General features: G+C 46.4%; 12 protein-coding genes. 5 read left to right on the forward strand and 7 right to left on the reverse strand.

Features of this window, described 5'->3' with window-relative positions; genetic code table 11:
• Positions 1-128: 128 nt before the first annotated feature.
• The gene (locus tag Q0890_RS10615) at positions 129-1,268 is read left to right on the forward strand and encodes a M14-type cytosolic carboxypeptidase (protein WP_299220564.1); all 1,140 of its coding nucleotides are present in this window, start codon (positions 129-131) and stop codon (positions 1,266-1,268) included.
• A 459-nt stretch (positions 1,269-1,727) separates the two neighbouring features.
• Here the strand turns inward: Q0890_RS10615 and Q0890_RS10620 are convergent, their stop codons facing one another.
• The 4 genes from Q0890_RS10620 to Q0890_RS10635 form a co-directional block, all read right to left on the reverse strand.
• Positions 1,728-3,983, reverse strand: coding sequence for a TonB-dependent siderophore receptor (locus tag Q0890_RS10620; protein ID WP_299220565.1), 2,256 nt, complete (start codon positions 3,981-3,983; stop codon positions 1,728-1,730).
• 296 nt (positions 3,984-4,279) lie between these two features.
• The gene (locus Q0890_RS10625) at positions 4,280-6,034 is read right to left on the reverse strand and encodes a multidrug ABC transporter permease/ATP-binding protein (RefSeq protein WP_299220566.1); all 1,755 of its coding nucleotides are present in this window, start codon (positions 6,032-6,034) and stop codon (positions 4,280-4,282) included.
• Positions 6,035-6,225: 191 nt separating this feature from the next.
• Positions 6,226-7,488, reverse strand: a complete 1,263-nt coding sequence (locus Q0890_RS10630) for an HmuY family protein (RefSeq protein WP_299220567.1) — start codon at positions 7,486-7,488, stop codon at positions 6,226-6,228.
• Between the two features lie 114 nt (positions 7,489-7,602).
• On the reverse strand, positions 7,603-9,768 hold the full coding sequence (locus tag Q0890_RS10635) for a TonB-dependent receptor (protein WP_299220568.1): 2,166 nt from the start codon (positions 9,766-9,768) through the stop codon (positions 7,603-7,605).
• A gap of 432 nt (positions 9,769-10,200) precedes the next feature.
• Between Q0890_RS10635 and Q0890_RS10640 the strand changes: the two genes are divergently transcribed.
• The 4 genes from Q0890_RS10640 to Q0890_RS10655 all read left to right on the forward strand — a co-directional run bounded on the left by Q0890_RS10640 (position 10,201) and on the right by Q0890_RS10655 (position 14,323).
• Positions 10,201-11,334 carry a ChuX/HutX family heme-like substrate-binding protein gene (locus tag Q0890_RS10640; RefSeq protein WP_299220569.1) on the forward strand — a complete coding sequence of 378 codons (1,134 nt, stop codon included), beginning with the start codon at positions 10,201-10,203 and terminating at the stop codon, positions 11,332-11,334.
• Positions 11,335-11,509: 175 nt separating this feature from the next.
• The gene (locus Q0890_RS10645; protein ID WP_299220570.1) at positions 11,510-12,367 is read left to right on the forward strand and encodes a hemin ABC transporter substrate-binding protein; all 858 of its coding nucleotides are present in this window, start codon (positions 11,510-11,512) and stop codon (positions 12,365-12,367) included.
• A 69-nt stretch (positions 12,368-12,436) separates the two neighbouring features.
• Positions 12,437-13,423 (forward strand): iron ABC transporter permease, encoded by a 987-nt coding sequence (locus tag Q0890_RS10650; protein ID WP_299220571.1) that lies wholly within the window; start codon positions 12,437-12,439, stop codon positions 13,421-13,423.
• Positions 13,424-13,438: 15 nt separating this feature from the next.
• On the forward strand, positions 13,439-14,323 hold the full coding sequence (locus Q0890_RS10655) for an ABC transporter ATP-binding protein (RefSeq protein WP_299220572.1): 885 nt from the start codon (positions 13,439-13,441) through the stop codon (positions 14,321-14,323).
• Positions 14,324-14,615: 292 nt separating this feature from the next.
• Here Q0890_RS10655 and fhuB read toward each other — a convergent pair whose 3' ends face one another.
• Genes fhuB through Q0890_RS10670 form a run of 3 tightly spaced genes read right to left on the reverse strand, consistent with a single transcriptional unit; the run spans position 14,616 to position 18,336 of the window.
• Positions 14,616-16,589 (reverse strand): Fe(3+)-hydroxamate ABC transporter permease FhuB, encoded by a 1,974-nt coding sequence (fhuB, locus tag Q0890_RS10660; protein WP_299220573.1) that lies wholly within the window; start codon positions 16,587-16,589, stop codon positions 14,616-14,618.
• On the reverse strand, positions 16,586-17,575 hold the full coding sequence (locus Q0890_RS10665; protein ID WP_299220575.1) for an ABC transporter substrate-binding protein: 990 nt from the start codon (positions 17,573-17,575) through the stop codon (positions 16,586-16,588). Before Q0890_RS10665 ends, fhuB begins: the two co-directional genes overlap by 4 nt.
• Positions 17,572-18,336, reverse strand: a complete 765-nt coding sequence (locus tag Q0890_RS10670; protein ID WP_299220577.1) for an ABC transporter ATP-binding protein — start codon at positions 18,334-18,336, stop codon at positions 17,572-17,574. Before Q0890_RS10670 ends, Q0890_RS10665 begins: the two co-directional genes overlap by 4 nt.
• Positions 18,337-18,356 lie beyond the last annotated feature (20 nt).

Here is an 18,356-nt window from a genome sequence, read left to right on the forward strand (position 1 = left end):
TGATTGATTGAGCTTTTTAGGCTATGAAGTATATAGTTTAAAAGGCTTTACTGTATTTTAAGGCGGATAAAATACTTCTAAATTTAGAATTAATTTTCAGATTTTTAAGAACTCATTAAGGATAGATTATGCATATCACTGCAAATTTCGATGCAGGTAATATTGATGTTATCAATGTAGAGAATAAAAAAGATATTCAATTGGCGATTCGCCCAGATGTTGGTGGCGAATTTTTTCAGTGGTTTAATTTTCGTTTGTCAGGTGAGATTGGCGAGCGATATACTCTTAATATCCTGAATGCAGAGGAGGCTTCATATCTTGAAGGGTGGGAAAATTACCAAGCGGTGGCCTCCTACGATCGGGAATATTGGTTCCGTCTGCCTACCACTTATAAAGACGGCAAATTAACCATCGTGGCAGAATTAGAATGTGACACCATTCAAATTGCGTATTTTGCCCCTTACAGCTATGAGCGCCATCAAAATTTGCTAGCCGCTGTACAAACGCATCCATTAGTGAGATTAGAGCATTTAGGTAACACCCTTGATAAACGCGACTTAACCTTAATAAAAATCGCTAATAAAGATAGCAATAGTGATGTGAATAAACGCAACATTTGGATTACGGCGCGTCAGCACCCCGGTGAGACTATGGCCGAATGGCTGATTGAAGGTTTGCTGGATGGTTTGTTAGATGATGACAATGCTACTGGTAAGTTGTTATTAGAAAAAGCGAACTTCTATATTGTGCCTAATATGAACCCAGATGGGAGTGTACGCGGACATCTGCGTACTAATGCAGTTGGAACCAACTTAAACCGTGAATGGTCAAATCCAAGCTTGGAGAGAAGCCCTGAAGTGTTTCATGTCATTAATAAAATGGAAGCGACCGGCGTGGATCTATTTTATGACGTGCACGGCGATGAAGCATTGCCTTATGTGTTTCTTGCCGGCTCTCAAGGGACGCCAAGTTATAACGAGCGCCTCGCACATTTGCGTGATAGATTTTCAGACGTATTAAAGTTAGCCAGTGCCGATTTTCAGTCTGAAGTGGGCTATGATATTGATGCGCCAGGTAAAGCAAATATGACAGTCGCTACTAACTGGGTGGCGGAGCGTTTTGATTGCCTTGCCAATACTTTAGAGATGCCTTTTAAAGATAACGATAACCTACCGAACGCAGACACAGGCTGGTCACCAGAGCGTTCTATCAAACTAGGAGAAGCCTCGCTGATTGCCATGTTAGCGGTCGTTGATGATTTACGTTAGTTGTTAAGGCTTGGTTTTAGAAACATAGGCTTTAAAGACCTAAATATTAAGGTCATAACAAGACTTCAATAACCGTGCAATTCTGTTTCTATTATTACGTAATAAAACCCCTTTTATTACGTAGCATAAAAAGTTGAGCTACCTTAGATAATTAACCTTATTTAAGGTAGCCCGTTATCAAAAACGGGGTTAAAAAAGTGCCAAGAAGTATAGTCGATACTAAATAAGACGAATATGCGGCCTTACTTATAATCTCACCTCTTTAAAACGTAGTAAACGCAAAGCATTGAGTGTGACCAGTACCGTTGCACCAGCGTCAGCCAGTACCGTAATAAAATTGTCAATGCTGAATAGAGATCGCTGTAGCATTCAGATAAATTTTAGACTCATGAGTCTATAGTATTAATGCGTTGGCAGTACGTCTACATAGTACAAATCAACAGTAAAACCTTATGGTCACTAAAATTGCGCCTGCAAACTGACTGACATTTGACGCTCAGGTCCCATCCAGCAATTATTTAAATCAAAGCAATTACCGACATAGGTCTTGTCAAACAGGTTGTTGATACTAGCTCCTACCGCCAGCATAGGGTTGATCTGATAGCTGCCGCCAATATCGACCAAGGTCACACTTGGTAGCTCATCTGTATTTTGTTTATCAATCTGCATACCGTCTTCATAGCGAACACCAGCATTGAGCGTGAGTTTGTCTGTCGCATAGTAGTCTGCCCATAGCGTGGCTTTGTGCTTGGCCGTTTGCGCTGGCGTGTTACCGACCACATCAGGGTTGAACTCATCTTCTGTAATTTCAGCATCAGTATAGCTGTAGCTAGCGGCTACATCTACCCAGTCATTGAGCATATGACTGCCTGATACTTCAAAGCCTTTTGATTCAATTTCACCAGTTTGTGTCTGGCTTCTATAGTTGATCTCATCCGCTACCACAACGTTCTTCTGTTTGATATCAAATATCGCAAATGTGCCTTGAGTGGCACGATCTGGAGACAAATATTTGACACCAGCTTCTAATTGATCGGCTGTGGTTGGTTTAAATGGCTCATCAGTAATAAAGTTACTACCGACCACTGGCTGGAACGACTGAGAATAGCTTGCAAACGGTGATAGACCATTATCAAAATCATAAATGGCAGCGAAGCGACCGCTGGTTTCTGATGCATCATTGTCAATCGTTTTGTCGCTATAGATGACGCCTTCAGTAGCTTTGGTTTGATCAGTATTACTGTCAAAATTGTCATGACGTAGACCTGCTACGACTGTTAGGTCTTTCCACTTCATCTCATCTTGTACATAGAGCCCAAGCTGGCTTTGCTCGATGTCTTCGTCTTGACGATAGGCATCTAGCGGCAGGGTATCGGTATCGATCTGGGAAAAATTGGGGTTTGTTAAGTCAAGGTTTGGCGTACCCGCTGCGCCCGCATCATAGTAAGTCGCGCTACTGTCGGTTTCTTGATACTCAATACCGAACAACACATTGTGCGAGGTATTGGCCGTGTCGAATTGATAAGCCAGCTGGTTGTCTGTGGTCCAGTTTTTCATGCGCTCATCAGTGGTATACGCCACGCGGTTTAAGATCTTATCGCTACCATCGACAAACCCGCCACTATTATACATATTGCGCTGCTTAGCTTCGGCATCGGTGTAGCGTAAGATGTGCTTAAAGGTGAGATTGTCATTGATATCCCAGTTTACCGTAATGCTTGGCATCAGTACTTCTTTACTAAAATGATTCCATTGATCCCCTGCATAGGCGTCGCTGTCTAATTTGCCATGGCTGGCGTTGTAGACCGTACCGACAGCAGGTAGTGGGGTGGATGGCACCATATCAGGATCATCTTGATAAAACAGATTGGCAAGCACAGAGACATCGTCAGTCGCCTGCCACTCAAGCGATGGATTAATTAGTAATCGCTCTTCTTCGGTGGTCTGCATTTGACCGTCTTTTTGCCGTTTTAATGCCACCAAGCGATAGTTGAGCGCATCGCTGACTGGCCCTGTCGTATCGACCGCTATCTCTTTTAAGTTTTGATTGCCAAGTCGCAGCTGCACTTCGGTTTCTTGCGTGCTCTTTGGGGTTTTGGCGATCTGGTTGACCATACCGCCTGGTGCGGCATAACCGTAGAGCGAAGAGGCGGGACCTTTGACCACCTCTACCGCTTCGGTGGCATAAATATCTACCTGTGGCATGAGATTCCACGCGCCATCATAGGGCAGTCTGAGGCCGTCATAAAAGTTTGAGTAGGTCTTAAAACCGCGGATATTATACTCATCAAAGATAGAGACTGTGCCGCGGCTCTCCGAGCTTACGCCTGGCTCATAACGCAAAGCAGCGTTGACACTATCTGCTTGGCGCTTTTGTAACAACTCCTGATCGATGCGGGTGTAGCTCATGGGCGCATCTTCAGGGTCTAAGGCGGTCTTGGTACCGGTGCTGCGATAGCCATCGGCATAGACAGTAATGGCCTCTAACGTGGTCGATGGGGCGGTCGAGGTCGCAGCAGTGGTTGTTTCGCTTGCGCTGATGACTTCCGCGCTTTTAGACGACTCAGCACTGCCTGAGCTGTCGATTGTCTTGGCCACAATCGATTGCGCAGCTGCGATATGACTGATACCCATTAATAGGCCGATCTGTACGGCCAATGTCAGGTGTTTTTTTCGGATGGTTCGGATAGATAGAGGGGGTAAATGAGACCGCATCTGATGTCCTTTTGAGCTGAAATGGTTGGCTTTTGGGTACTAAGTTGTAACAATACTTACAACAATGATAATAATAACATTAATGATAATTGTTATCATTAAAAAATTGCATTCAAGAACTTCGTGTAGTCGAATCTAAATGGCTCGCTAAAGCGTTGGTTTTCTTGCGTGCTGTACCTGCGCTGCTCGATGCTGCGTAAAACAACACTTCATCTCGCCATATCGTTTTTATATCGGGTTGACTATAGAAGTAACGACCACTGCGAGTAGTGCGTATCGTGCCAAGCGCGCGTCATTTATTTGAGCATCGCAATGGCGTCGATGCTGGCGCGCTGCCGTTCTTCAGCGTTTAGCTCTATCAGTCGGCCAGCTTTCATCAGTAGCAATCGATCGGCATGCGCAAAATAGCTGTCGTCGTGACTGATGATAAATAAGGTTTTGCCCATGGCTTTGAGCTTAGGTATCAGTGTTTGATAAAACACACGGCGAAAGGCAGGGTCTTGGTCTGCGGCCCATTCATCGAGGAGGAGAATGTCTTTTTGTTCGGCGACAGCGATGAGCATGGCCAGTCGTTTTCGTTGGCCTTGTGACAGCTTATCGGTAGAGAGGGTGTCGTCAGTGATGCTCACTTTGTCTTGCAGGTTGAGCTGATGCAGCCATGTATCCGTCAGTACTCGATCAGGCGCTTGCCCTTTAGGGCCGATGAGCTGCGTAAACAGATGCTGATCGCTAAAAATCGCCGAAAACAGCTGGCGATAATCGACGCTACTTTGTAAGTTGTTAGTTTGTAAGTCGCTACTTTGTGAATTGCTGTTTTGAGAATGAATGAGCTTTCCATCGACTGTTACAGTGCCCGTCGTCGGGGCAAAAATCCCCGTGATGATCTTGGCCAGCGTAGACTTGCCGCTACCATTTGCCCCTATCAAAAACACCACATCGCCGCGTTGCAAAGTTAGCGTGACAGACTGTAAGATATCATCGGCATGCTCGCTGTCGACAGCTGTCACATTTTGGCTATCGATGTTGTGTGGATAGCGATAACAGATATCCTGAAAACAGATGGTTTGCCAGTTTGTCGCCGCGCTGTCTGTTTGAAAATCCGGCTGATAATCAGCAAGTGCCAACGCCTGTATTTTTTCTAAAGCCACTTGGGCAGTTTGTAGCGTGGGATAAGCGCCGACAGCATGTAGGAGCGGGGACTGCATAAATAAAATCGTCAAAGAAAACGTCGTGGCCACAGCCATGGAGACGCCCAGAGAGCTTGCGACGGCAAAGACGATACCAATCGCGGCAAACATCATGATATTGGACCAGTTCACTGCCGATAAATGAAAGGTATCAGACTTGGTCACGGTCTGTTCATAAGCTTTGGCGTGCCGCAAAAAGTCGTCGTTATACAGCCTTTGGGCGCGGTGTTGGTTGAGCGCCAGCTCTTTACGCCCTTCTATGATGGACTGATAATCTTGGTATAAATCATCATTGATCTCGCGTAGCTCTGTCAGATGCGTATAGACGTGCTTGACCAAAATAGTACTGATCCAAATCGTCATCACAATCCAGCACATGACAATCAATAACAATGGCAGCGACAGCCAGCCCAGATACAGCCCGACACCTACCGATAAAATCACGCCTTGTACCAGCTCCGGCATGCGCACAAACGCGGTGGTGATAGACTGAATGTCAGAGGATAGGCTGGCAAGTAAGCGCGCGCTCCCTAGATTATCTATCTGCGGCACGGCGGTGTCGATGATTTGTTTGACCAGTTTTGTCCGTAGCTCATAGACAAACCGATGACCCAAGCGCGTGAGGGCATATTGTGCTAAAAACGTGGTCGTTAGCAATAGCAGCACCAATAGCGAAAACTGCCCCAAGCTCTGCCATGATAAAGCACTAAAGACAGACTGGCTGATAAAGGTGTGATTGATATACGCGATGATACCGACGCTGACGGCGGCATTGAGCAGGTTTAATAAAACAACTTTTAAAAACGGCAGGCGATAGTGCGCCCATACCATATGATACAAAGAAGCGGCAGCGCGAGGGGACATAAAGACTCAGTAAAAATACGTTGTTGAGGGTTTTAAAGAAGCTTGGCGTTCGCCCTATAGATGCTGATAAGGCTGAACGCTGATAAAAAACAAATACAGGCTATATAAATAGAAGCTATGACAAGTAGAAGCTATAAAAACTAGCTTTTTATATCAATTCCTTACTCTGCGACTGGGTGAAAAAACACAGCCTAAGAAGCCGGCTGAATGTCTAGTTCAAACTCCCATGAGGTCGCCGTCGTCGCCGTGCTATCAGGATAATTGATCTTATCCAAACGCACACGCGCATAGCTGTTGCCTTCAGCAGATCTGATAAGGGCGCCTTGAGCACTATCAAGTGGTTTGGCATTTAGCTGATGGGTCATGCCATTGTAGGTATACCAGCCAAAATCCAAATTCGGGAAATTGCCAGTATACGCAGGGTTGAGGTCCGAGCCTTTACTGTCAATCACCCAGCTTCTGGCGCTTAGTGGCTTGTCGTAGTCTGCTGTGCTGGTAAGGTCGGCTAATGTCGCTGCACTACCATCGGTGATAAATTGACTGACAATAGGCTCGTCTTTTGCATCATAATATCCTGCTGGTGTGGCGGCAAGATAACCGCCAATCTTACCACTGCCCGAATCTCCACCATTTAAAATCACATCATTACGCTTAAAGCCAATCTGCCAAGCGCTGTCTTTGTCCGTGCTGCTTTGGCCTGTTTTTAGGTCAACATATACCCAATCATCATTGCTGGTGGCGTTGATGGTTTGAGTCTGTACCTGATTTGGTAGCGCCGTATCAATCCAGCGAATGGTTGGATAGCCAGATTTTCCAGCATCATTGTAGTAGTTGGTAATCTGTAGGGCATAGATTGGCTGCTGGACGCTGCTGTCTGTCATGTCGCTACTACTGTCTGTGGTGACAAGATAGACGCGGTTGTTGGGATATAGCTGATGATTGCCTTGTAAGTTGTACTCAAACCAAGGCTTGGCAGCAAACACCCCGCCGCTGCGGTCTTCATTATAGTGCAGGCTGATATCACGGCCTGTATCAGGGTCAAGGGTGGCATTGGTATAACGGCTCAGATCAGACCAGTCGATCAAGCCAAAAACCCCGCCCATGCCTGCGCCAGAGTCGCCACTATTGGACCAAAGCTTGACCGAACGTGCTTGGTTTTCAAACTTAATATCCCATGTATCGCCGTCACATGAGCTTTCAGCTTTGGCATCAAAGTCATAACAAGTGGCGCTATCAGGTGCTAGGTTGGTGACTTGCCATGTGGCGGTTTCGCTAAAGCTGACACTGCTGGCAGGCGGTGTGCTGCCATCATTATCGCTATTTTCGTTATTGCCACTACTCGAGCCATCACTGCCGCCACCGCAGCCGGTCATGCTAAGGGCTAATAGGCTGCTGCTAAAAAGCAATGCCAATTTGGTTGGCTTGGTAGTTACTGCTAGGGTGGGTCTGGTCATGTCAGGCTCCTTGATAGTTGTTGTTTTGGCTAAAGGTAAAAACAGTGCTATAGACAGAGTTTTTTAAAAGAACTGCTTTGCAAGCGTTGCTTTAATATAAGTGCGGGCAAGGGCTTACCAGTGGTAGCTGGCACCCAGTAACCATTCACGATTGTCGATCGGGCGATAGTCACTGGCATCGGTGACATCCCGCTGCACATCGAAGATATTATTAATCGCCGCGTATACACTCAGGTTTGCCGTCATGTCATAATTGAGCTTGCTATCGAGCGTCCACCAAGATGGCGAGTATGTCTGTGCGCTGGTGCTGACGAGCTGCTTGGATTCGTAGTTGAGGCGCGGGATCAGCTGTAACTTGTCATTGATTTGATAGTCAAGCGCCAGCATGGCTTTGTGGTTGGGCTTATAGGTCAGCTCGGTATCGGTGACATTGTTGTGGGTCTTGAGATACGCATAGCTGGCTTGTAGTTTGGCGCGCTCGTCCACTTGCCAGTCGATGCCGATATCGCCGCCGTAGGTTTTGGCGCTATCGACGTTCATAAACTGATAGACAGCAATATTGCCATCAAAAGTCGCATTATCCTCGTCGGTTTGGATAAGGTCGTCTATCTCATTATAAAAACCATTGACGGTGAGGTTGAGTGTATCGCTCAGCTGACCTTGATAGCCGATTTGGTAGCTGGTTGAGGTCTCCGGCTGCAAGTTTGGGTTGCCCATCACTTTATAGCCCAAATTGCTATGATCAAAGACGTAGTAGCGCTCTTTTAGATTGGGCACGCGGTAACCGCCGCCGATACTGCCACGCAAGATATGCTCGCGGCCGCTGGTGTCCATGAGATTATACTTAAGCGATACCTTTGGCGCCGTATGGCTACCAAAGTCTTCATCGTTTTGGTAGCGAATCCCGCTCAGTACCTCCCAGTTATCACCGATTAGCCAGTCGTCTTGTATATACAGCTCACCGACGTCACGGCTGACCTCATCGCTGATCAGCTCGCTGGCTTGGTTTTTCGTTTGGCTCAGCTTGTCTTGCTGAAGCTGCCCGCCGACCTGAATAAGATGAATATGATCGTCGGATAGCACCAACTCAGGTAGGTCTAGCTGCGCTTGCGCTAGCGTGGTACTGATGTCGGTGTCACGGGCGCTGGTGATGGTCTGCTGGGTTTTGGTATTAGACTCGCTTTGATAGTCCTCATGCAGCGCTTGAGCGGACAGCCGATAGGTCTTGCTACGATCGTCTGCATACGGCGTGATATCAGCGCGCGCACCGACACTAAAGCGCTGTTTGCTGATGTGCTCATCTCGCTGCTGCGCCAAATAGCGCGGTGCCACATAGTAATTAAAGCGGCTGACGTCATCTTCTTTATGGTGACTGGCCTCTAGCCAATATTGAGCATTTTTGACCACGCGGCTATCGCTGCTGTCATTGTTAGCGCCCGACATGCCTTTGCCATCAGGGCGATAGCTTAGTCGTGCGCTGATTTGTGACTGCTCGCTGGCGTCTTTGAGTCTGGGCCACGCTTTATGATCTAAGCTCAAGCCATCATTGTCTAGATATGAGCCTGATAGGCGCGCGTGAATGCGTTGGCCTTTATCTAAAGCGCCTTCTACGCTGGCTTCAACATAGCGTTTGTTGGCGTCTATTTGTTTACCAGAGGGGTTTTGCTCACCATTACTGGCAATCTCGGTGGTGATATGTCCTGTCGCCGCGCCGATAGGTTTGGTGATGATATTAATCACCCCGCCCATGGCCGCACTGCCGAACTGCGCTGACGCCGCTCCTTGTACCACTTCTATTTGCTCGATATCCATATTCATGTATTGATTTAAGTTTACCGTCGAGCCCGTACTGGCGGTAATCGGTAAGCCGTCGATGAGCACCAATACCTGATCACCAGTGAAGCCTTGCATGCTGACTTCATAACCCGTCTTGCCATGGACTTCGCGCAAGTAAACATTGGGCAAGAGGGCCAGTGCTTCTTTTAAGGTATGGGCGTGGTTGTCATCGAGCGTTTGGCGGCTAAGTACTTGCATGGCGACGGGCGCATCGCTTAGGGCACGCTCAGAGCGTGTGGCGGTCACCACGATAGGGTCGAGACGGATGCTTGGTAGGACAGTATCATCGGTAAGCTCAGGACCGTCGTCTACAAAATCTGCTGCTTGGACGCTGGCAGGGGCCAACGCAGTTAACGCCAAGGTGATGCTAGTGACCAATGCATGCTGCCGCCACTGTGGTAAACGAGTATCTGGTAAATAAGAGCGAAGCGGGGACATCGACATAAGTAAGACAACCTTTATAAAAAAAGCAAAAACAGAGGGGTTTGACGCTCTGCTTTATTAAAATTATTTATCAAAAAAACAAAGTAAGCGGCTAGCAGCGATTTAATCCTTCAAGGTTTTGTTACTTAAAACCTCAATGCGAGTAACAAAGCTCAGACATCATATTTCAAACGATAATAATTATCAACATGTAAATGATAATTATTTCTATTTACAAACTAAAAAAATATTGCCATAATTATTTCCGTTCAATACCGTCTGACAAAAACGATAAGCGCAAACATGGAGCGCTGCCATTTTGCTTGATTTAATCAGATAGATTTGGCCAAAGGCGGTGTGTCTATTATTCCGTCATTTATCTCTTTGCCGTACATCTCTTTGCGTATATAGCGAGCTGATTGGCTTTTTATTATTTATTTTATGGAGACCCTCATGAGTCAACCGTTATCTTTAATCACAAAAAATACTGAGCTGTGGCAACAGTACCAAGCACTAAAAGTAAACACGCTGATGCTGTTTCCGACAGAGGGGGCGGCGGTATTGGGGGTCAGTGAGTTTGAGCTGATGCTCGCATCGCCCTACAGTCAGTACATTGGGGGTCAATGCAAAGCGGTGCTACAGCAGTTTGAACGCTTTGGCAGCGTTGAGAGCATCGTCAGAAACGATCTGGCAGTGCATGAAAAAACCGCGCCGTATCACAATTTAAAACTCGGCGAAAAGATGGGGTTGGCGCTCAATGTCGGCGGTCTGGATTTACGATTTTTTATGTGGCAGTGGCAGCATATGCTGGCGGTCACCGATACCAGTCGCACAGGCAAACCGTCTTATAGCATTCAGTTTTATAATGGTCAGGGCGCGGCGATTGATAAAGTCTATTTGCGCGAGTTAAGCGATGAGAATATCGCCAGCTGGCAGGCGCTGATTGCGGCGCAACAGCAAACGGTAAATACGGAGACGCTGACGTTAGAGGTACAAGCGCCGCTAAGTAACTGGCGCTACAAGGCGTTGGATGAAGGCGCACGCACGCAGCTCCAACAAGGTTGGCAGGCAATGACTGATGTGCATCAGTTTCATTCATTATTAAAAAATCTCGATATCGACCGTGCCAGCAGCTACCGTCAAGCGCCAGAGCAGATGACGCAGCAGCTTGATATTAGCGCTGTCGAGGCGGTATTTACGCAGGCCCGTGATGCCAAATGCCCGATTATGATATTTGTCGGTAATAGCGGACTTGTGCAAATTCAGACGGGTACGGTGCAGACGCTCAAGCGCATGGGGGATTGGTTTAATGTTTTAGACAAAGACCACAATGACTTTACCCTGCATCTCAAAGACAAAGCTTTGGCGCAAGTGTGGTGCGTCAAGCGTCCGACCAAAGACGGCATCGTTACCTGTATTGAAGGCTTTGATAATAAGGGTTCGAGTGTCTTTAGCGTGTTTGGTCAACGACTCGAAGGCACGCCTGAGCTGGCTGAGTGGCAGCAAATAGTTGCTAATATTGTCGACGAACATGCCTACGCAGAAGCGTTAGCGCCAGCAGTCATGGCTGAAGCAGAGAGTGCATAAACCAATCATAAAAATCAATTTTGGATAATTATTTAACATTGATGACTTATAAATATAGGCAGTTCAAAATAAAATCGATACGCTCATATGAATGTGCAACTGGTATGAATTTATAATCATTTTGTTTTGAATTGGCTATAGGGTCATTTTTTACGTTAGTAAATTAGGAATACGTATGTCTTCTGCCTTATCAAAAACAACACTCACTCACTCAGTTATCAATAAAAAACGTACCCGTGGTGCTATCAGTACGGCTGCCATCCTTAGTATATTGGCCGTGCCAACGCTTTCTGCTCAAGCTTATGAGCGTATCGTCGCCATGAGTCCCGATGTCGCCGATGTGGTTGTCGCGCTAGGAGCGACCGATAAGCTGGTCGGCAAAGATGCGACCAATAAAAATCCGGCGCTAAAGAGCGTACCCGCTGTGGGCATGCACCGTAATATCACTGCCGAGTCAGTGCTGGCGGTCAAGCCTGACTTGGTGCTCGGCAGCTATATGGTGCAGCCGGCGAGTATCTATCAGCGCCTAAATGGACTTAAGGTTAAGGCCGTCAATGTCGCACCCAAAGAAGAAGTCAGTACCTTTGCCAGTAGTATCAAATCCATCGGCAGTTATGTCGATAAAAAATCTCAAGGGTCGCAGCTAGCCAAGCGTTGGCAGGCAGGGATGAGTCCTATGGCAAAAACTGGTAAGCGCTATCTACTGAGTTACGATGGCCGTATTGTCGCTGGTAAGGGCACGGTAGGCGATGAGCTGATTCGCCGTGCGGGCGGGATAAATGCCGCCAACGTATCGGGGCTAAAACCCCTGTCGCGAGAAGGCTGGCTGGCCGCCAAGCCTGATGTGATTATTATTGCCGAGCATAATGAGGCCGTCGTTGGCGGTGTCAGCAAGTTTAGTAAGCGTCCTGAGGTTGCTGTCAGTACAGCAGGTAAAAATGGCGGCGTCCATTTTTGGCCAGCCGATGATTTTTTGCGTTATGGCTTACAGTCGCCTGAAGTGCTAAAAAAGCTAAATGCGCTCGCAAAATAGCCTAAGCATATAACCTAAATTAAGCAAATATACTCACTGAATTCTTATCCACATAAAACGATACTTTCCATGGCAAATACACTGACTGCACCAATTCCTGCATCATCAAGTAAATACAAGCACAGCCTTTATTATCTGGTGGCGGCGGCTATATCATTGCTACTGATTTGGCTGGCTCTTGGTATTGGTTTTGGCGACTGGTCCAGCCCCAACCATCTGGATGACACCATCTGGCAGCTGCGCTATCCACGTGTGGCGACAGCCTTGCTGGTCGGTATGGCGTTGTCAGTTAGTGGTGCAGCATTACAGGCGTTGTTTGAAAACCCATTAGCCGATCCGAGCCTAATCGGTACATCAGGCGGGGCGGCGCTTGGGGTGGTGCTGGTATTGGCGCTGGGGTTTGGCGGCGTTGGCATACCGCTTGCCGCTTTTAGCGGGAGTGTGCTGGTGTGTTTGTTTATTCTCGCTTGTCATCGGTTTTTGGGCGGCGGGCAGATGGGCTTATTGATATTGGGGTTTGTGATCAGTGCGTTTTGTGCTGCCGTGGTCAGTCTGATTTTATTTATGTCTGATGATATGGTGCTGCGCTCGGCGACCAATTGGCTGTCGGGCAGTATGGCGGAGGCGGGGTTTGTGCCGCTGCGCTATGCGATGGTTTCTATGATCTTGGGGCTGGCTATCTTATTGCCATTAGGTCGGCAGTTAGATGGATTGATGCTAGGGGAGGCCGCTGCTAAGTCCTTGGGTATCAAGGTGGGAGTGGTGCGCTGTCTAGTGGTGATTGCCTCGGCATTATTAACAGGGGCGGCGGTCTCTTTAGCCGGCGTCATTGGCTTTATTGGCATGATGGTGCCCAATCTGCTGGCTATTTTGTTTGGCGGCGGGCGTATGCGGCTGATGATTTGGTCGGGCTGGCTTGGGGCGATATTATTGCTGCTCATTGATGGCACAGCGCGGCATGTCGCTTATCCAGTGGATGTGCCTGTTGGCATCGTTTTAGCGCTGCTCGGTGGCCCCTTCTTTATTTGGCTGTTTGTGCGCAGTAGCCGCCGTTAATTGATAGGAGTAACTATGCTTGATTCATTTTTTCACAGTGGACGCAGCGCTACGGCAGCAAAATCCGTGCGGCCAGTACGGTCAATGCAAACAGGGCAACCAAGTCAAAATAGTAATACAAGTAATGAGAAAGCAAGCGAGCTGTTGTCGATGCAAGATATTCATATCTCGCATGGTGACAAAGTGCTGCTAAAAATAGACAAGCTAACCGTGCCAAGCCAAAAGCTCGTCGCCTTTATCGGGCCCAATGGTGCAGGTAAAAGCACGTTATTGCATACAGTATTGGGTCAGCATACTGGGGTGGCGTTAAAAACACAGGGGTATATCACGGCTCAAGGTCAGCCTATCGATGATATGATGCGTGATGGTCATATCGCTTGGGTTGGACAACATGAGCGTTTTGAGCTTCCGCTTACGGTGCTTGATTATGCGCTATTGGGCGTCTCGCCAAACCTTGCTTGGTATCAGCGGCCAAATCGCCACCATGTCGAACGCGCACAAACCTTGCTGCAAGATTTTGAGCTGTCAAACCTAATCGATGCCCGTGTGCAAACCCTGTCAGGCGGGGAGAAGCAGCGTTTGGCTATCGTACGGGCGCTGATGCAAGACACCAAAATCATGATGTTTGATGAGCCGACCAACCATCTTGACATTCGCCATCAGCGTTTTTTATTGCATTATTTACATCGTTTAGTACATCAGCAGCGCAAAAGTATTTTGGTTGTGTTGCATGATTTGACCCATGCCCATCGCTATACCGATGAGGTGGTACTACTAAATGGTGGGAGAGTTATTGCCCAAGGTTCGCCTGCTGAGGTTATGACCCGTCAGCGACTCAGCGCTGCCTATGATGTCGATATCAAGGCGCATCAGACCGAAGATGGGGTGGTGTTTGTATGAGTTGGCAGATAGTGATGGTCAATAAAGACCGATAATCATCAACCGATGATGGACGCCTTAAAACGCTGCTTTGGCCTGCAGGGTTTTAAGGCGTTTTTTTTGCTAAAATAGGTCGATAGTGTTTCTTAACCTTATGTCAAAAACGCTTGCCGTTAAGCAGTAAGCGATAAATATCATAAAACTTATAAAAGACAAATTAGGCACATCACGGCAAATTTCGATGCAGGTAATATCGATATACAAAATAAAAACGACATTCAACTGGCTAGCTTTTGCCATTCCTCCAGACGACCTAAGCTTTAATACGCCGCATCAAGTATAAAAAATAAGCGCCACCAATGATGGCGGCAATAGTGCCTGCTGGTATCTCATAAGGAAATATAAGATAACGTCCAATCCAATCTGCTACCACCATTAATCCTGCTCCTAAGATAGCAGCCAGTTGCAATTGCCGCTTAAGTTGTACAGCACCTAATGTGGTCGCAAGGTGAGGAATCATTAGGCCCACAAAGCTAAGTGGACCTACTGCCAAGGTTGAGACGGTGCTAAGCGCTGCGACTAAAATTAAGACCAGGCTTTGATATAGAGGTAAAGATACGCCAAGCTCGCGTGACACTCCGCTACCTAAGCTTAATATTTGTAAGGGTTTTATCAGCATCAGACTAAATACAAAAAGCACAGCAGCAAGTCCTACTAAAATCCATGCAGTCTCTGGACTGGCTATATAAGTTGAACCTGATAGCCAACTGAGCATTGCTTGCAGCCGTTGATCGCCAGATATTTTGACCAGACTCAGCAAACCACTCATCAATGCCGCTATGGACACTCCAACCAATAAAAGATAAGCAGGATTGATGCGACGCGCCAGCCAAAGAATTAAACTTAGTACAACAAAAGCACCTAATAATCCTGATAATACTAGGCTGCTATAACCAAACTGTGGCAAGAAAACAAAAGCCAATAGCACACCAATCGCTGAACCCGAACTAATCCCTAGCACTTCAGGACTGGCCATGGGGTTACGAGTTAGTGTCTGTAATAATACTCCTGCCACGGCCAACATCACTCCAGTTGCTGCAGCGCTTAGAGTGCGAGGTAATCTAAAATTAGCGATTAAATCCCATACTGCGTTCAATTGCCAACCGTCTGCCGTAGCAGTGAATACCAGTGTACCTACTGTCAACAAGATTAATCCTGTACTCCAGCGTACTAAATGAACATGACGACGTACTGAAACAATTGAGGGTATGACCTCATCAGTGTGCTGATGACGCTGTCTAACTATTAGCCATATAATTAATGGTGCTCCCAATATAGCTGTCATGGTATCGACAGGTATCGCTAAGCTAAGATAAGCTTGTAGTAACGTAATGGCGTTACTGGTAATCCATAATAAAAGCGCCCCAAACACATAGCCCAATAATAGCCGAGAGCCAATGCGTTTGACAGAAAATACATTTACTAAGGTGGCAGCACCCAAACCAACAAAGCTGATGATACCGACACGACTGACCACAAGGGCGGTCAATATCGCAACCAACGCTACTACTAACCCACGAATAATGTTGACTGGTACGCCCAAGCTCTGCGCTTGTCTATCATCCAAGCTCATTATTTCTAAGGGTTTTAACATGGGTATTAAGGTAGTAAAAGCGGCTAAACTGGCAAACATAAAAGTGTTAGCAACTTGCCAGTTATTTTGAGTTAGGCTACCACCCGCCCAAACCATGATGCTTAATGCCTCTTCAGAATAATAGATAAGTAATAGTGCGGCGACAGCACCCAATAAAATATTGGTAACTAAACCGCCTAGCACCAATACTAGAGGGTTCATGCGGCTGGGAGCAGCGAGCATAAATACAAGCCCCATGCTGCTAAGTGCTCCAATAAAAGCGATCCAAAAGCTACCGCCCAGACTCAAACTAGGCAGAAATAAAGTAACGAGCAACAAGGATATATTTGCGCCACTACCTACGGCCAATGTCGTGTCTGAAGCAAGTGTGTTTTTGACCAGTTGCTGCAACAGTACACTCACTAAACCTAATAAACCACCTGCAGCCGTTGCAACTAGCATAGTTGGTAATATTTTTAGTTGAGCGTCCATATCTTTAAAGGATAAATCAAACGATGGAGAAAATAACTCAATAAAAGCCAAATTCCATAGCTGATATACAACTGAGTAACTACTACCAATAGCAATAATAACTAATAGAGTGAGAATAAGGTAGATAGGGGAAAGTGCCAAAAAATTGTTTTTAATATTCATAAGTTATTATTGCCTACAAAACTGGCATTTTTTAAACGTTCGGCTAGGACGGACATTGATGCGATACCGCCATTAATCCAGGTGGCAGGTAGCACGGTGAGGCAACGTTCTTTACCGTTAGGATTATTATGTTTATCAAAGGAATAACCAAGACGCTGCCAAACCAAGCTGTCTTTTAACGCAAGTTTAAGTGGATTACTTAAAGGCTCAACTACCACCAAGCAAGTATCGTCATTTAGCTCAGATAAATCACCTAGCATGATGGGGGTAAATCCCCATTGATTGCCATCGTCTAACGCTATGAGTTCCAACCCCATTTCAGACAAAGCTGGCTCAAATAGGCTGTTATATGAATACATCCGCAAATTGTTGGTATCGGCAAACTGTACGATGGCAAGCTTTTTAATCTTGGGATGGCGAGCGCGAAAATCTTGCCCGGCTTTTTTTAGCTGATGCTTCTGATTATCTAAATATTCTTGGGCGGCGTCAGGTTGACCAATATATTGCCCTAAATTTAGAGTAGGTCTGGCATAGTTATTCCAATGAGCTACTTTTTGAGTACTATCTAGTGAAACGGAATATACAGGTAAGTCACCATACATAGGTCGTAGATGCTCATAGAACGGACTGTCTATTACCACATCTAAACCTAACTGAGAAAACATCTCTGGATTAGGCTGATAGCGCATACCTACATCGTAGGTAGCAGCAGGCATGATAGGTTTGCCAACCCATTGTCCATAGATATACTTATCGCCCATAGCTATAGGCGGGTAACCCATTGCCACTAAGGTAGCAGCAACGCCCCAATTGGGAGTCATGACTCTGGGAGTTTTTTGTTCGTTTAGTGTGGTTGATAGGTCGGGCGGGACATCAGATGAGCGACATGCACTTAGTAAGAGAAGCGAGCAAAAAACGACAAGGAGCCAGATCAAAAAGGTGATAAGCCATTGTCTGCTGCTATTATACAACCTCACACTATTCATATAACCGCTACTTTATGACGGGTGATAGGGTGGTCTAATAAAGCAAAGTCCACACCAAATATCGAGTGTAATACCTCTTTTTTCATGGTACTTCTAACATCATTCATATGGCAAAGCTGGCCTTGCTTTAAAGCAATAAATTCATCACAAAACCTTGCCGCCAGATTCAAGTCGTGCAAGATAATAACCACACCCAGTCCTTGTTGATCAACCAATTGGCGAATCAATTTTAAGACTTCTACTTGATAGACAACATCTAGCGCAGCTAACGGTTCATCCAACAATAGATATTTTGTTTGCTGAGCAAGGCACATGGCTAACCATACGCGCGCGCGTTCACCACCAGACAATGTTGAAACTTGACGGTTTCTAAAGGCTTCAGTTTTAGTCAGTGTTATGGCGTTTTCTACCTGTGCATAATCTTCGGTAGTAGGCTTTTGTAACCATTTTTGATGAGGGTATCTGCCCAACATAACTAACTCGTAGACAGTAAATGCACCTGCATCAGGCAGGTTCTGGGGCAGATAAGCAAGATGCGTTGCCAGTCTTTTAGCAGAGAAGTCACGTAGGTCTTGATTCTCTATCTGGATACTACCTTGAGTAGGTAACATCTCTCCTGCCATTGCTTTTATAAGGCTGGACTTGCCTGAGCCATTATGACCGATGAGTGCATACAGCTTATTTGGCTCGATACTAAAAGAAGTAGGATGAAGTAAGACTTTTTTCTGACGTATTAAGCTTAGATTGTTGATGTACATCATAGTGAACAATATAAAGTAAA

The organism is uncultured Psychrobacter sp. (genome assembly GCF_947488565.1).
In the GTDB taxonomy this organism is placed as follows: Bacteria; Pseudomonadota; Gammaproteobacteria; order Pseudomonadales; family Moraxellaceae; genus Psychrobacter; species Psychrobacter saeujeotis.

What these genes read in the sequence shown, in the direction of transcription:
- Q0890_RS10615 (WP_299220564.1), top strand. Translation starts at nt 129, where the DNA reads ATGCATATCACTGCAAATTTCGATGCAGGTAATATTGATGTTATCAAT.
- Q0890_RS10620 (WP_299220565.1), bottom strand. Translation starts at nt 3,983, where the DNA reads ATGCGGTCTCATTTACCCCCTCTATCTATCCGAACCATCCGAAAAAAA.
- Q0890_RS10625 (WP_299220566.1), bottom strand. Translation starts at nt 6,034, where the DNA reads ATGTCCCCTCGCGCTGCCGCTTCTTTGTATCATATGGTATGGGCGCAC.
- Q0890_RS10630 (WP_299220567.1), bottom strand. Translation starts at nt 7,488, where the DNA reads ATGACCAGACCCACCCTAGCAGTAACTACCAAGCCAACCAAATTGGCA.
- Q0890_RS10635 (WP_299220568.1), bottom strand. Translation starts at nt 9,768, where the DNA reads ATGTCGATGTCCCCGCTTCGCTCTTATTTACCAGATACTCGTTTACCA.
- Q0890_RS10640 (WP_299220569.1), top strand. Translation starts at nt 10,201, where the DNA reads ATGAGTCAACCGTTATCTTTAATCACAAAAAATACTGAGCTGTGGCAA.
- Q0890_RS10645 (WP_299220570.1), top strand. Translation starts at nt 11,510, where the DNA reads ATGTCTTCTGCCTTATCAAAAACAACACTCACTCACTCAGTTATCAAT.
- Q0890_RS10650 (WP_299220571.1), top strand. Translation starts at nt 12,437, where the DNA reads ATGGCAAATACACTGACTGCACCAATTCCTGCATCATCAAGTAAATAC.
- Q0890_RS10655 (WP_299220572.1), top strand. Translation starts at nt 13,439, where the DNA reads ATGCTTGATTCATTTTTTCACAGTGGACGCAGCGCTACGGCAGCAAAA.
- fhuB (WP_299220573.1), bottom strand. Translation starts at nt 16,589, where the DNA reads ATGAATATTAAAAACAATTTTTTGGCACTTTCCCCTATCTACCTTATT.
- Q0890_RS10665 (WP_299220575.1), bottom strand. Translation starts at nt 17,575, where the DNA reads ATGAATAGTGTGAGGTTGTATAATAGCAGCAGACAATGGCTTATCACC.
- Q0890_RS10670 (WP_299220577.1), bottom strand. Translation starts at nt 18,336, where the DNA reads ATGATGTACATCAACAATCTAAGCTTAATACGTCAGAAAAAAGTCTTA.